Source organism: Cyanobacterium stanieri LEGE 03274 (assembly GCF_015207825.1).
In the GTDB taxonomy this organism is placed as follows: domain Bacteria; phylum Cyanobacteriota; class Cyanobacteriia; order Cyanobacteriales; family Cyanobacteriaceae; genus Cyanobacterium; species Cyanobacterium stanieri_B.
The window spans coordinates 1-15,684 of the sequence record NZ_JADEWC010000035.1; the positions used below are offsets into that span (position 1 = coordinate 1).

12 protein-coding genes are annotated in these 15,684 nt (G+C 33.9%); 5 read left to right on the forward strand and 7 right to left on the reverse strand.

All coding sequences use genetic code 11. The features are described from left to right. A partial coding sequence (locus IQ215_RS12565) for a vitamin K epoxide reductase family protein (protein WP_193801762.1) occupies positions 1 to 563 on the reverse strand: 563 nt, incomplete at its 3' end. Between the two features lie 103 nt (positions 564 to 666). Then, a complete protein-coding gene (btpA, locus tag IQ215_RS12570; RefSeq protein WP_193801763.1) occupies positions 667 to 1,503 on the reverse strand; it encodes a photosystem I biogenesis protein BtpA in 837 nt (278 codons plus the stop codon). 193 nt (positions 1,504 to 1,696) lie between these two features. Between btpA and IQ215_RS12575 the strand changes: the two genes are divergently transcribed. Beyond that, positions 1,697 to 2,896: a family 10 glycosylhydrolase gene (locus tag IQ215_RS12575; RefSeq protein ID WP_193801764.1), complete on the forward strand. Its 1,200-nt coding sequence runs from the start codon at positions 1,697 to 1,699 to the stop codon at positions 2,894 to 2,896. A 176-nt stretch (positions 2,897 to 3,072) separates the two neighbouring features. On the opposite strand, the gene IQ215_RS12580 is transcribed toward IQ215_RS12575, so the two are convergent. Further along, the gene (locus IQ215_RS12580) at positions 3,073 to 4,047 is read right to left on the reverse strand and encodes a 3'(2'),5'-bisphosphate nucleotidase (protein WP_193801765.1); all 975 of its coding nucleotides are present in this window, start codon (positions 4,045 to 4,047) and stop codon (positions 3,073 to 3,075) included. Between the two features lie 246 nt (positions 4,048 to 4,293). Between IQ215_RS12580 and IQ215_RS12585 the strand changes: the two genes are divergently transcribed. Continuing rightward, positions 4,294 to 7,992 carry an EAL domain-containing protein gene (locus IQ215_RS12585; RefSeq protein ID WP_193801766.1) on the forward strand — a complete coding sequence of 1,233 codons (3,699 nt, stop codon included), beginning with the start codon at positions 4,294 to 4,296 and terminating at the stop codon, positions 7,990 to 7,992. 187 nt (positions 7,993 to 8,179) lie between these two features. Continuing rightward, on the forward strand, positions 8,180 to 8,356 hold the full coding sequence (gene rpmF, locus IQ215_RS12590; RefSeq protein ID WP_193801767.1) for a 50S ribosomal protein L32: 177 nt from the start codon (positions 8,180 to 8,182) through the stop codon (positions 8,354 to 8,356). Between the two features lie 44 nt (positions 8,357 to 8,400). On the opposite strand, the gene IQ215_RS12595 is transcribed toward rpmF, so the two are convergent. Together IQ215_RS12595 and IQ215_RS12600 are read right to left on the reverse strand one after the other, a co-directional pair. Continuing rightward, positions 8,401 to 8,955, reverse strand: a complete 555-nt coding sequence (locus tag IQ215_RS12595) for a hypothetical protein (protein ID WP_193801768.1) — start codon at positions 8,953 to 8,955, stop codon at positions 8,401 to 8,403. Between the two features lie 70 nt (positions 8,956 to 9,025). Beyond that, a complete protein-coding gene (locus tag IQ215_RS12600) occupies positions 9,026 to 9,970 on the reverse strand; it encodes an LCP family protein (RefSeq protein WP_193801769.1) in 945 nt (314 codons plus the stop codon). Positions 9,971 to 10,274: 304 nt separating this feature from the next. On the opposite strand from IQ215_RS12600, the gene IQ215_RS12605 reads away from it, so the two are divergent. Then, positions 10,275 to 11,081 (forward strand): prepilin peptidase, encoded by an 807-nt coding sequence (locus IQ215_RS12605; RefSeq protein ID WP_347239035.1) that lies wholly within the window; start codon positions 10,275 to 10,277, stop codon positions 11,079 to 11,081. A gap of 102 nt (positions 11,082 to 11,183) precedes the next feature. Then, a complete protein-coding gene (locus tag IQ215_RS12610) occupies positions 11,184 to 13,148 on the forward strand; it encodes a hypothetical protein (protein WP_193801770.1) in 1,965 nt (654 codons plus the stop codon). Positions 13,149 to 13,227: 79 nt separating this feature from the next. Here IQ215_RS12610 and IQ215_RS12615 read toward each other — a convergent pair whose 3' ends face one another. After that, positions 13,228 to 14,148, reverse strand: a complete 921-nt coding sequence (locus IQ215_RS12615; protein WP_193801771.1) for a pentapeptide repeat-containing protein — start codon at positions 14,146 to 14,148, stop codon at positions 13,228 to 13,230. Between the two features lie 3 nt (positions 14,149 to 14,151). After that, entirely contained in the window at positions 14,152 to 15,585 is a 1,434-nt protein-coding gene (locus tag IQ215_RS12620; protein ID WP_193801772.1) for an isochorismate synthase, read from the reverse strand. Positions 15,586 to 15,684 lie beyond the last annotated feature (99 nt).

Sequence of the window (15,684 nt, forward strand, 5' to 3'; positions counted from 1 at the left end):
CCGATCGCCCCTACAATGGTGACAAGAACCACAATAGCACCGATGAATAAAATTTGACCTAAATCATCCCAATCATGACCTAAAAATGTCATCACAAGGAAACTAAGGGAAAATAGTGCCGAACCAATACAATAATAACAAGCGGTTTGTAATTCAAAGGCGAGAACATACATTAAATAACCGCTAAAGGTGGCCATGGCAAAGCTAAGGGCGAGAATCAGTAACCAACTATTAGCCTCTAATTTCTGTCTTAATTTTTTCTGATTTTCTGAAGAAATTCCGAGGGGGGCTAGGGATAAAATACCCATGGTAAGATAGCCTAACATACCAAATACACTAAGGGGAGGGCCTGTTTTCCCTGCAGGATCGAGGGGATAGGCGTAGGCACTATCTAAGACAGTACCACAAGCCCCCGCTTCTTCTCCTGTGCAAACAACTTCTCCTCCACTTAGGGAGGTTATGGTTAAGTATGAGGTTAATATAAGACCCACAAGGGCGATCGCACCTATAATCAAACGTGAATGTTTTTGTATCCACGGTACATTGCGACGACGACGAATCATAATATTTTCTATATATTTTATTTAGATCTGAATTTTAGCAATTATTTTTAATTTCAGGTTTCAGGTGTCAGGTTTCAGGTTGCAGGATAACAATTGTCCATTCTCAATTGTCCATTGTCCATTGTTTTTCGGGCTTTTTTGCCACAACTTCCCCTGCCGCTTCCACAAATTGAGATACCCTAGTAGGGTCAATGGTTTCATTTATATCACCCTTTCTCTTAATCGAACTTGCCACAATCACTCCATCGGCAAATCCCATCAATTCACTAATATTATCTATGTCTGCACCACTACCGATTAATACAGGAGTACCCTTAGCCGCCTGTTGAGCCAGTTCCAAATCTTCAAGATTGGGGGGTAAACCCGTTGCCCAACCTGATAAAATAACAGCATCGGCCAATCCCCTTTCGATGGTATCTTTTACCGCACTGGTTAAATTAGGAGTACCTAAAGGACGAGCGTGTTTGACCAAAACATCAGCAAAAATGGCTATATCCTGCCCTAATTCTCGGCGGTAGCGCTGGATTTCATGGGCTTTACCCTCTATCAAACCTTGATCCGTTGCCATGACTCCCGTATAGACATTGACTCTGATAAACTTTGCTCCCACACAAGAGGCGATCGCCAATGCCGTCATGGCATCATTACGTAAAACATTTAAACCAATGGGTAAAGTAACCAAACTCATGATGCGATCAACTATCAGTGTCATGGCGCTTACCACCGCAGGATCTACTTTATCCTTAGTAAAGGGAGCATCAAAAAAATTTTCGATGATAATGCCATCAACACCCCCCGCCGCCAGCGCTGTGGCTTCTTGCTCCGCTCTTTCCATTACCGCTTGTAAGTTGCCCCCCCAACGGGCAGAAGTAGGCAAAGGTAATAGATGTACAACTCCTATGATGGGGTTTTTTTTGCCAAATATTTGTTCAGTTATCATAAAAATTTAATATATTGTCTGTCCTTCTAAGCCGAAGTAGAGTCAGATTTATTTATCTTCTTAGCAAGTTATTATTTTAATGGTGCGTGGTAACTTAGCCAAATATTTCTCACTGTGTCTCGGGCGAAATAAAAATTAACTTGATAGAATAAAGTGCATTGTATTTTTATTATTTATAGACAATAATCTATCGATGATCTCACAATCATTTAATTTTCCATGGTTATCTTCCCGTGGACTGAAACTTTTATCTTTATTTTTGGCTTCTTATTTTAGTATTATTTTGTGGGCTGGGTGGACAACTCCTGTTTTTTCGCAAAATACCACGGAAATTAGGGCAGTTTGGCTTACTACCAGTGACAGTGATACTTTATTTGATCGTCCGAAGATGCAAGAGGCGATCGCCAATTTGGCTTCCATCAATTTTAATACTATTTATCCTGTGGTGTGGAATTCGGGTTATGCCCTTTATCCTAGTACAGTGGCACAACGGGCAGGGATACAGCCTTTTGTCCATAGGGGATTTCAAGGACAAGAGCCTTTAGGGGAATTAATACAAGAAGCCCATCGTCATCGATTGTTGGTGTTACCATGGTTTGAGTTTGGTTTTATGGCGCCCCCTACCTCAGAATTAGCCCTCAAGCATCCTAGTTGGTTAACCCAAGCCCAAGATGGTAGTCAAACCACTAACAGTGCGGCGGGGCAGGTAGTTTGGCTTAATCCTTTCCATCCTGAGGTGCAAAAATTTATCACCGATTTGGTATTGGAGGTGGTTAACCGTTATGACATTGATGGTATTCAGTTTGATGATCATTTGGCATTACCTGTTACCCTTGGTTATGATTCCTATACGAGAAATCTTTATCGACAAGAGACAAACCAAAATCCTCCTACTAATTTTCGGGATGGGGCCTGGATGCGCTGGCGGGCGGATAAAATAACTCAGTTTGTGGCTCAACTTGATCAAAAAATCAAGGCCAGAAAACCCAATGCCATTCTTTCTATTTCCCCTAATCCTTATCCTACGGCGTATAATTCTTTTTTACAGGATTGGTTAGATTGGGTGCGTAAGGATTTAATTGATGAGTTGATTGTTCAAGTATATCGTGAGGATTTTACGGCCTTTTATCGGACAATCACAGGGGCTGAAATTTGGGAAGCTAAGGCAAAGATACCTGTTGGTATTGGAATTTTAACGGGTTTGGGTAATCGCATTACACCCATCGAATTTATTCGGGATAAAACCTTGGCGGTGCGACGACAAAGATTGGGAGTAGCTTTCTTTTTCTATGGTAGTCTTTGGAATCGTACTCCTGAATTAAAGGCGGAAAGAAAGTCTGGTTTCCGTGCTTTATTTGCCAATGAAGCCCATCGCACTGTGACTATTAATTAACCTTTGTTGGTGATTTTTCAATATGGTAGGGGACGTACCATGGTACGTCCGTACGGCTAGGAGATAAGGAGTACGAGAGATGGGGAGTAAAGGTACAATACTTCAATTATTCATTGTCAATTGTCAATTATTCAAGCCTTTACAAGACTATGAATTTTATCCCGAATTCAAGTGAATTAGGAATTTTGATTGTGGGATTGAATGGCGTTAATAACGGTATCGTGGATTATGCCGTTGGTGACTACTACCCCACGGTTATCATTCATTTTGGAGGCGGTGGCAAAGTCTAGGGGTTTACCGTACATATCGCTAACTTTTCCCCCTGCTTCTTCTACAACGATCGCCCCGGCGGCATGATCCCAAATATTTTCTCTATAATTAGGATACTTTGGAGATGGTAGGCGTAAATAAAGGGCGGCTTCTCCTGAGGAAACGATGCCATATTTGGCTTGAGAATCAACTCGCACGGATTCGCTGGTAATACCTACGGATTGGGCAATGGTATTTTGTAAGGATTGATTACCGTGACTGGCTTCTACGCTTTCGACAAAACGAAAACGACTCACATCTTCTTTATCTACTACTTTCTGTTTAATCATTTCACCCCCTGCTATGGGCATTCTATAAGCCCCTTTTCCCCTTTCGGCGACAAATAGCCATCCTGTTTCCCCTTGGCTTAATTTGAGGGCAGGGCAACCCAATAAACCTAATTTTACTTCTCCTTCCACAATAAGGGCAAGGGCGATCGCATATTGATCTTGACGTAAAAACCCTTTTGTGCCATCAATGGGGTCTAATGTCCAAAAACAGTCCCCTACTTTACCGTTTCCATAGTCAATCCATTGTAAAACTTCATCGGTGGTGGCAGAGGGAATAATATTTTTTACATAATCTGTGATTTTGTTGATGGTATCCCCTGATTCTGGTTTTCTTAACTCCGTGGCATCTTCTTCGCCCACAATGGGTATATTAGGAAAAGTCTCTTTCAATGCCTTACAAATTAAGGCCTGAGAGCCAAAATCGGCTACGGTAACGGGGCTTTTATCTTCTTTTTCAATGGCTTGGGGAATGTTTTTCCTCACTTCTTCACAAAGTTTTGATGCTTGTTGAATAGATGCGATCGCAATTTCTTTGAGTAAATTATAATTCATTGAATGTAGTAAATTATTAATATGTGTTTAATAATTATTAACCATAATTGTTCACCATTTCTAACAAAATAATCATGAATGGGGATTTAAAATAGTGAAAAGGTCTTTTTTATAATAGTGGTTTTTTGTCCTTAAATTTATATCCTATTTTTTAAAATTAACAGTTAAGGATCAGTAAAATAAAGAGTATTCCTTGTTTAATGGATTGTAGTTTGATTATTTTACCTATTTAGATTTTTTTGTTTTATGTATTTTTTTTGGTCACTAATTTTATCTTTGTTTACCATTAATTTTTTTTTAGCATACTTTTTTGTTAAGGAAAAAAAGGAACGACTCATCTTAAAACACAAACTCGATTTAAAGTCCTATCAAGCTCTATCTTTTCAAGAGGAAAATGACTCCCTAAGTAAAAAATATCATTATCAACATACAGTTATCCAAGAATCAAAGAATATTGCCCTCATAAAAAGTCCGTATTACTATAGCCATATTTTAAAAATAATTGGTAATTTATTGAATATTAATCACTGTTATTATTTTAAGTATAATTCCACGGAAAATTGTTTTAAATTAAAATATATTGATGGTTGGAACAAGAAAAAATATAAAAATTTAGTTATTAATAATAGTGGGAATAATGAATTAGCTTATCTTTGGAAATCTCCCTATAGTTATCTTATTGTTGATAACTTAAAACAAGAAATTAAATTAAATTTTATTTTTCCCCTTGAAGAAAATAACTTAGTTTCCATGGCAATGTTTGCCGTAATTCATCCTGAAAGTAAGGAAAAACTAGGTATATTAGGTTTTTATAGTTCACAGCCAAATACTTTTGATGATGATGTTGTTAATTTAATTAGTGATTTAGTTGTATTATTACAGCAAAATGCTAGTTTTATTAGGGATAATAATATATTCTATTTACTAGAACAAAGTAATAATTTTAATGATTATGGTATCGTTATTATTGATGCTCAAAAAGTTAATTATCCTATCGTATATGTTAATAATTATTTTTTGAAATTAACAGGGTATAGTAGAAATAGTATTTTAGGAAAAAATTATCTTTCTTTTTTCGATAAAAATTTTCAAAAATACGGTTTACGTAATTTAGAAAGTGCGATCGCCCTTGGACAAGAAACAAGAGTTATTATTGAAAAAAAACGTGAAAATAATACTACCTACTGGGGAGAAATTAAATTATATCCTATTTATAATCAAGAAATTTTAACTAATTTTATCATCATTGAAAAAGATGTTACGGAACAGTATCACGATCAAATATCTTTTAATATTCAAACGGGACAATCTAATCTTTTTGAACAAAAATTACAGAAAATCAACCAAATAAATTATAACCTAAATAATGAGCTTAATAATAATTTACAGGAATGTTTAATTAATGCTTGTAATATTTTGGGCATGAAAATAGGGGTAATTATGGAATTATCTGAATATAAATCATTCATCGTTAGTCAATACTTTTCTTTTTCAGATACTATATTTTTTGACCAAGATAATTCTTTAATTAATATTCTTTCCCAAGAAGTATGTTATCAAAAAGATACCCTTTATAATGGCTTATCAATTCATTTTAATTCCCTCACAGAAAATAATTTTATTAACAACTTTCGGGTAACAAATTATTTAGCTACTCCTATTTGGATTAATGGTAAAATTTATGGCACAATTCACCTTTTTGATACCGAAGATAATGTACATTTTTTTAGGGAACAAAAATACTTATTAGAGGCGATCGCCCATAACATTGGAAAAGTAATTGTTGCCGAAGAAAAAGAATTAGAAAAAGAACATATTAGAGTCGCCTTAGAAGAAAGTCAAGAAAGATTAAAAGGGGTATTATTTTCCCTAGAAGATGTAATTTGGTCAATCCATCCTCAAACATTACAATTAATTTATATTAATACAGCAGCAACCATATTATATGAGTGTGAATTATCATTATTTTTTCAAAAAAGATGTTTTTGGTTAGAATTAGTACATCCTGAAGATAAAGAAAGAGTCAAGGATTATTATAGTAAAATATTAAACATTGCGATCTTAGATAATGATATTAATAGCCATGATATAGAATATCGTATAATCTCTTGCAATGGAGAGGAAAAATATGTAAGAGATCGAGCTTATTTAGTATTTGATGACCGTGATAATATCATTAGAATTGACGGTATAATAACCGATATAAGCAAAAAATATTTAACCCAAAAAGCCCTCAAAAAAAGTCAACAAGAATTACAACTAATCTTTGACTTAGCCCCCATTGGAATGATGATTACCGATGAAAAAGGCGTTATTCAAAAAACAAACAATTCCTTATCTAAACTATTAAATTATTCCGCCACAGAATTAATTGATAAACACGAAAAAATACTATACCATCCCGACGATATTTCTAAAAATTATTTCTTTCTACAAAATATTCTTAAAAGTAATCAAAAACAACATAGTCAAGAAAGAAGATATATCAGCAAAAATGGCACAGTAATTCATAGTATTGTTGATATTACCATTTTGCGTAATAGTCAGGGAGAAATTTTACAACTAATTCAACAAATCGTTGACATTTCCGAAATTAAAAATATGCAAGAGCAAATCTTACATAATAGTATGTACGATAGCTTAACAGGATTAGCCAATCGTTTTCTATTAATCGATAGACTCGCCCAAACCCTTAAAAGGTGCAATCGTAATCCTAGCGAATTATGTGCCATACTACTAATAGACATTGATAACTTTAAAAAAGTAAACGATACCATCGGACACCATATTGGAGATAAACTTTTAGCAACCATTGGTGGCAAAATAGCATCCTGTGTAAGCGAAAAAGATACCGTTGCCCGTGTCAGCGCCGATGAATTTGCTATTCTCCTCGAGGATTTAGAATCCTCTAACCAAGCCCGAAAAATAGCCGAAACCATCATTAATATTTGTGATACTAACTATCATCTTGAAAATAACTATATAGCTTCTTCTGTAAGTATTGGTATTACATTAAGTTCCATTGGTTATAAAAATGCCGAAGAAATGATAAGGGATGCAGATTTAACCATGCACCAAGCCAAAACCATGGGCAAAAATTGTTATCAATTATTTAAGCCTATTATGCACACAGAATTAGTCGAAAAACTACAACTAGAATCTTATCTCAGACAAGCATTAGAAAATGACGAATTAGAATTATTTTATCAACCAATCATTGATTTAAAAATAGGAAAAATAGCAGGTTTTGAAGCCTTAATTCGTTGGTTTAATCCCACCCTAGGATTTATTTCCCCAGTAAAATTTATTCCCCTTGCCGAAGAAAATGGTTTAATTATTTCCTTAGGAGATTGGATATTTCGCACGGCTGCCCGTCAAGGTAAAATATGGGAAGATAAATATCCCCATCTTAATTTATCCATTGCCATTAATGTTTCTAGTAAACAACTATTAGAGGATGATTTTTTGTTAAAAATAGATCATTTTTTAATGGAAACAGGGGTTAATCCTAATAGACTTAAATTAGAAATTACGGAAAGTGTTTTGATGGATAATTTCCACACTGCTAAATATATTCTTGATAATATTCAACATCGTAATTTAAAAATATCTTTGGATGATTTTGGCACGGGTTATTCATCCTTGAGTTATTTACATACTTTACCTTTTAATATTCTTAAAATTGATCGAGCTTTTATTGAGTCTATTAATGGTAAAACCCCTCGTAATGCTATTGTGGAAGCCATTGTATCTTTAGCTCATAATTTATCCCTTGATGTGATTGCCGAAGGGATTGAGTTACCTATTCAGGAGCAAATTTTAAGGGATATGGGTTGCGATTATGGTCAAGGCTATTATTATTCTAAACCCATGGGAGCTTCTTTAGCGGATTCTTTTATTGAAAAATGGAGTCGTGACCATGGGGAAATGATAGATAATGGATAATGGGTACTCCACCAGTTTAGAATTGAGATCAAATTTAGATAACTCGTTATCAATAGATTTTATCCTCGCAGTTGTCTCACCTTGTAATGAATTACTACCATTATAATTGCCATGATATAACAACTATGGTTAAAATAGTAGGGTTGTGTAAATGTAAAAATTTAAGTATAAATATTATTTAAAAGATATGGCAGTACCAAAGAAGAAAACGTCTAAATCAAAAAGAGATCAACGCAAGGCACATTGGAAAAGAAAAGCTAAATTCCAAGCGGAGAAAGCCTTATCTTTAGGTAAATCTGTTTTAACTGGTAACTCCAACAGTTTTGTTTATCCTACCAAGGATGAAGAGGAAACCGAAGAGTAAGAATATTTCACCGAGAAATAAAGGGGTAATTTTACCCCCTTTTTTTATGCCATGGTTATGGCAGTGGTAATAGCCCAAGCATCGATTAAGAGTAAAAAGAAGGTAAAACCAAGGAGAAAAAAATACATCCAAGGTTGTGCAAGGGGATATATATCGGTGGTGTCAATGCCTGTTTTACTTTGTACTATGCGCACCATTTTGGCAAATCCCGCCACTCGCATGGGTAATAAATAAGCGCGATCGCCCTTATCCGTGGTAAAGTAATATACCATACCCCCTTGTCCTGTGGTACGCATTTTTAAGGCTTTTATTTCTTTCCATGGCAAATTCCAACCCCTACGCCAAATGAGTTTGGCCCATTTAGGATATGTAACCCTAATTCCTTCTTCGTCTAAAATTACCCTTTCTGTCATTACGGTATAAACTAAAAAAGCCCCAATGACTAAACCTAGCCAAAATAACCATTGAGGAATGGGCAAGGTTGTGGTTTTAGCTAAAAAGGGTAAGGGAGTAGTTAGGGCAAAATATAAACTTAGTAAAGTAATTCTAATTAGAGGAGAGATGGGAAAAATATTTTTAGTAGAATTATTTTCATTCATGGAATATTTTAAAAATGCAGATATTAAACTCAATTATACTGTCTATCTTATTCCCCATTCCCCAAATAATTTATCGATTTAAATAGGGTTGAATTACTTGATTTTTTTCATTTTCCGAGATTAACCAATAGCTAAGACGATATTCCCATGGTTGACTAGCGCGCCCGGGTAGGAGGGTAGTATTAAAACCATTTTGCTCTAATCCTTTAGCAAAAGACATCAGGGTTATAATTTCTCCGTTGGTTAAGTTGGTATCAACGTTTTTGTCCACCACTTTTAAAATTTGAGGTAATCTAACAATAACCATGGGAGATTGTAATTTATTTTTAATGGCTTCTAATATAATTTGTTGTCTTTTTACCCTACCAATATCCCCCAAATTATCTCCCCTATATCTTACAAATTGTTCTGCTTGATCTCCATTCAATATCTGTTGTCCTTCCTTTAGGTTAATATATAATCCCTGGGTGCGATCGGTATATTCCATATCCATGGGTACATAAACATCAACGCCCCCCACCGCATCAACTAATTCCTGAAAAGATTCTGTGGTGATGCGTACATATCTATTAACAGGAACATCATTGAGGTTATTTTGTAATACCCTAATGGTTAAATCAATTCCGCCGATGGCGTTAGCCGCATTAATCTTATCCCAACTACCATTAGGAAATCTAACCCTAGTATCCCGAGGAATAGATAACATACTTAAACTATCATTACTAGGATCTAAGCGGACTAATAACATAGTATCACTACGGGCGGAAAATCGTTGCTCGGAATTTGCATCAACTCCTGGTTGAATGTCAACCCCCATGACTAATATATTAACGGGTTGTTGTAGTTTTCTTTGCCATAAAGCACTTAAACCAGCTTGTCTGACTCCGTCTATTTTTTGCCAAATTGCGTCTAAATTAAAGGGCAATGGGCTATTTAACGCCACTGACATTCCCACCATAGCGGAAAGCCCTGCGGTTAAAATTAGGGTACTTCCCCACACTATACCTTTTATCACGGGTGATTTTTTTTTACTTTTTCTTGCCACAGATGGATACCTATTAGATATGAATCATCATTATTTTTTTGTACTCTAAGAAGGGAATGGGATTTTGAATATATAGAGATGCTTTAACAAGAATAATGGTAACATTTTCTTCAATTGTTAATCTAAATAGCTCTAATCTTATTTCTTGTAGTCAATCAATAAATATTTGATAATATTCCTGAAGGTATTTCGTGCTTTGCTTAGATAAAATCAAGATAAAATTAGCCTATAGATTGTTTTTAGGTTCAAAATAAATCTTTGTGATTAATTAAAAGTGTATATCGCCCCTTATTTGGTAAATTTAATCGTATTCGTATTAGGTGCTTGTATCGGTAGTTTTCTCAACGTCGTTATTTATCGCCTCCCTGCCAAAATTTCCCTAATTCATCCCCCTTCCCGTTGCCCCCATTGTTTACATCCTTTAGGGGTGACGGAAAATGTCCCTGTTTTTGGCTGGTTATGGTTGGGGGGGAGGTGTCGTTGGTGCAAAACTTCCATTTCTTTTCGCTATCCTCTGATAGAAGCGATAACGGGGGTATTGTTTGTATTAATTTTTTTACAATTCGGTATTTCTTGGTTAACTTTGGGTTATTTTATCTTTGTTAGTTGGTTAATTAGTCTTGCCCTTATTGATTTTGATACTTTGACTTTGCCTAATGTTTTAACGCAAACGGGGTTGGTGGTGGGTTTAATTTTTCAAACAGTCTTGGGATTTATCCATAATGGGGTTGCGGGGGCGAGTCAATTTTTATTCACTGCTATTTTAAGTGCGGTGATTGGTATCTGGTTATTTGATGCCATTTTAATTATTGGAACTTTTGTTTTTGGTAAACCTGCCATGGGGGGAGGAGATCCCAAATTAGTTGCTATGATTGGGGTATGGTTAGGGTGGCAAAATGTTCTTATAACAGGGTTTTTGGCTTGTTTTGTGGGTACTTTTTTTGGTCTAGGTGCGATCGCCCTTGGAGGTTTAAAGAAAGGGCAACCTATGCCTTTTGGCCCCTTTTTGGTGGTAGGTGCAATTATTGCCTTATTTTACGGTGATGGGTTACTTTCGGCTTACCTCGATTATATGTTTTAATGACAATGAAAACCCACCACAAAACTTTATATGGGCAATAGACCGACGATCAATTAAGATCAAGTTATCGTAAAACTTAATCAAACATCACTACACAAAATAATGTTGTTATCAAAACATAATCCAGTTAAAAAATATTATTTTTTAGCAACATTAACCCTTTCCCTCTCCTTATGGGGAATTATAACTTTTCCCGGCCATAGTGAAGAAAGACAAGAAGAAATACTATTCCAAACAAAAGCAAATCTAGTCATTAATAAACTAGCTCAAAGTCAGAAAATCCCCTCCGAAGGAGACTTTGAAAAATATGCTTTCCCCTCAATTATTGCGCACCTAGAAAAAAATATCGACCCCGATTGGACTACTAGCCAAATAGAACGTTTTACCAATCGTAGCCCAGAGAGTTTTTATATCAACAGAGAAGCATTTGCTTCCCCTGGAATTACTCGAATTATATACAAATATAATAATAATGAACAAGTAAAAAAAGGTAAAAATCAATATTTAGACTTTATTTTTCATCCTCAAAGATTGAACACTAATTATAATTTTTGGGATACAGGAGGGACTGAAAATTTTGTTAATATGATTAGAACTAGCGGTTATCTTCTCTCCTTAAAAACAGAAAATAGTCAATATCCAAGGGCAAAAGAAAAACAACAAAAAACAGAAAATTGGATTAGACAAAAAGCTCAAACAACCTATCGAGTTGGTACAGCGGAATGGGATTCTAGCACCTATACAATTTACAATATAATTGGTTGGCTTAATATCTATGATTTTGCAGAAGATGAAGAGATAAAAAAAATTGCTCAAGCAATGTTAGATTACTACTCTTCGGTAATGGCCTTAAAATATTCTGATGGAGTTTATGGAGGTGCTGAACAAAGGGGCGGAGGGGCAATAAAAAGTTTTCAAAGCGAGACTGATTTTCTAAATTGGTTTTGGTTTAGTCATTATATTCCTGAAGATGAATCTTTTTTTAATTGGCCTCAATATTTGCCTTTAATTCATGCCGTTACTAGCAGTTATCGCCCCCCTCAAGAAGCATTAGAATTGGCAAGAAAAAATATTAATTTACCTACTTATTACCACAACTATAAAGCTACTTATGATTTTTCTAATGTTAATATTCCTGAATTTTTTTATATAGCAAATAGTTATACTCTTGGCAGTGTTATCGTTTCTAGTGGTGAACAGGTAGTTAGCTGGAAATTAGTTAGTTTTTCTGAAAATAACCAATCAACAAAGGTTATTACAGGAGCAAATTCCTTTTATAATAGGAGTAAAAATGGAGTAGGTAAAACAACCTTTGATTATTATTCACAATATGAAAATGTTTTATTACAAAAAACAGTCGTTCCTGAAATAGTCAAAAGAGATTTTCAAAGACAAACTTTAAGAACTTTTATTGATACGTTATTAATAGGTATTAAATGTGGTAATACTTGCCAAAGTTTATTAGCTCAAAAGTTACAAAATCTTATTCCTCAGTCTAATTATCCTATCAAAAAAATTAATGGTCAATATAAAATAGGTAATTATGTTTCTTTCCCCTCGGATACCATAATACAGGAACGAAATAATATCTTTTTTCTAAATGCTAATCAAACTTATTTAGCCATTTTTCCTCTTAATCAAGATGCTGAAATTATTTCCTTAGAAAACAGCAGTAGAAGTTATTTACAAAGTCTTTCTAATTTAGACAATCCAGCGGGTTTTTTATTAGTTGCAGAAGATTCTTCTAACTATGATAATTTTAATGTTTTTCAAAATGATATTATCAATAAATCTCAACTTAATTTAGATGAATTAGATAATGGCATAATTGAGTTTGTATCGCCTAATCATTCTTTCTTAACTTTTATAACTAATCATAGTTCTGATATTCCCAAAATTTTAGTTAATAATCAACTACAAAAAAATAATATTAATCAGGGTATTTTATACGGTGGAAATAATCTTAATATTAAAGATCGTATTTTAACTATTGAAGGTCAAACTTCTACTTATGAAATTAATTATCAGAATAATTTACCTATTTTTACAAGAACATATAAGCAGTAAAAGGAACGATTTATCTTTTTTAAAAAAATAATTTATTCTTTAAAGTATTTATGATGACTTTGATATGTGGAATTGTGAACTAATTCAGTATTAATTTATCATTTAAATTCATATTCTTAGCAGATTTATAATTGCTATGACGTAAATCAATATATTTTAGGTAGCTATTGTTAAAGTCTGTGTTAATTAAGTTTGCATAACAAAACTTAGTGCCACTACAATAAATTGTAAATTTTGTTAGTTTAAAAAAATGAGAATATTGATTTTTTTTGGTAAATATAATTATGGTAAATAAACTACTAATTAAGAGTAATACTATTCCATAACTAATTGTTTGAGTATAAGCAAAATTAAAAAAATTAGCCATTAAAAAAGCTATAAAGATTGATAAAATACCATAAAATCCAGTGATAATCATATTAAAAACAACAAAAACACTTCCTAGAGATATAAACATTAAAACTATTACGCAACCTGTGCTAAGGTTTGTAAAACCGTTTATTAAGCTAAGAGTTAAAGCAAAGGGTAAGTGACTCATTCCCAGTAAAAAACCTGTAATAATGCCTATCAATCCTAAAAAAAAGGGAATAATAAATAGTTTAACTATAGTTGTTTTAAATAAGTGAAAAGGTAAAAAAAAGATACTAATAAAAGAGAGTATGAGAAAAAAAAGTCCAAAAATTATTGATGTGGAGTTAACATCAGAAAATATATAAAGATTGCTAATCGTTAAGATGAATATAGCAATTCCAATTATTATAAAAAAGAGTGTAAAAATTAATAAAATAATAATTATGTGATTGAATTGTATTCCTGTTGTGACTTGTTTAAATTGACAGTCTGAAAGATTTGCATAGCTAAAATTCGTATTTTTTAAAGAACATTGACTAAAATTTGCTCCACTTAGATTTTCGCCTTTAAAGGATAACCCATCAAGATTAAGAGATGTAAAATCCCTTTTTCCTTCTTGATATTCTTTTAGGATGTCATTTTTATTCATTCTCTATACCAAGGCTTGTAGAAGAGCTTGAAATTTAAGCTCAATTTCGGTTAACTCCTGCTCTGGTTTTGAACCAGCGACAATTCCAGCCCCGGCATATAATCTAGCACGATTACCCTGAATCAGTGCCGAGCGAATACCGACGATAAATTCACAATTACCATTAGTATCTAACCAACCAATGGGGGCAGCATATAAAGAGCGATCAAAATTTTCATAGTTTTCAATCTCTGCACAGGCTACATCAATGGGAATACCTGCCACAGCGGGGGTAGGATGTAATCGGGCGACAATTTCTAGGGGGTTACACTCGCCGATGATTTCTGCATAAATGGGAGTCCAAAGATGTTGAATATTAGATAATTTTAATAGCTGTAATGATGCTCTTTTGGGGTTTAATCCCATAACCGAAAGTTGCTCGAAGATGTAATCACTAACAAACTGATGTTCTCTTTTTTCTTTTTCACTATTAAGCAGATTTTCCCCTAATAAACTATCATCATAGTCGCTTTTGCCCCTTGGTGCTGAACCTGCGAGGGCGTCGGTGACTAATTGTCTATCCTGTATGGATAATAGTCTTTCTGGACTTGCCCCAAGAAAAAATTCTTCTTTTTCGTTACCGACACAGAATATGTAGCAGTCGGGGTGATTGTCTCGGAGGTTGGTTAGGGATTTAATGATATTAAAGTTTTCTTCTAGTTTAATTTCTAGGGCGTGGGCAACGACAATTTTGGTTAATTTGTCAGAGGCGATCGCCTTTAGACTATGATTAACTTTATCGGTAAAATAATGGTAGTCTGATCTTTCTAAAGTATAACTAGACGGGTAAGATTGATCATGATGAAAACGATGATAATAATGAAGAATATTTTGACTAAAATCCTGCTTTAAATATTGCTTAATTAAGTTTAATTCTGGAGAATTTTTACCATGATAAGTATTGACAATGACTAGATAATTATTAGCTTTTTTTACTAACTGTAAATGGGGAATAAAAATTTTGGCTTGGGGGAAGGCTTGATAGTTATCAGAGCTATGTTCTAAGAAATTAAATGATGAGAAAAAGTAAGGAATTTTTTGGCTGTCTATATTATCTTCAAAGATAATATTATCTTTATTTTCTTCTATAAAATGTTCACATTGTATAAAGCGATTATCGCCATTTCCCCCATGACCATTTTCATTTTTAACCTCTAAACTTTTAATTGCTCCGATGGCAACCACAGCTTCTTGTTTTCTTTGATTCTCACAATAAAAAGAAACCTGATTTTTAGGTTTTAACATAGTTAGAAAAACTAATAAATCCACAGGGCTTATTTCTTGAGAAATAGAGACAATTTGCTGATCGTTATCCTGCACAGGATGGGAGAAAAAAATTAATTCTTGGAGTTTTTGAGAGTAATCGGTTAAAAAATGGTTATCGGGAATGACCGGCATAACACTTAAAATTATAAATATTTATATTAAATTGTTAACCTCAGAGGATAACTGATGGTATCTATAGAAATGTTAACTAAAATCTGGTTTTAATCATAT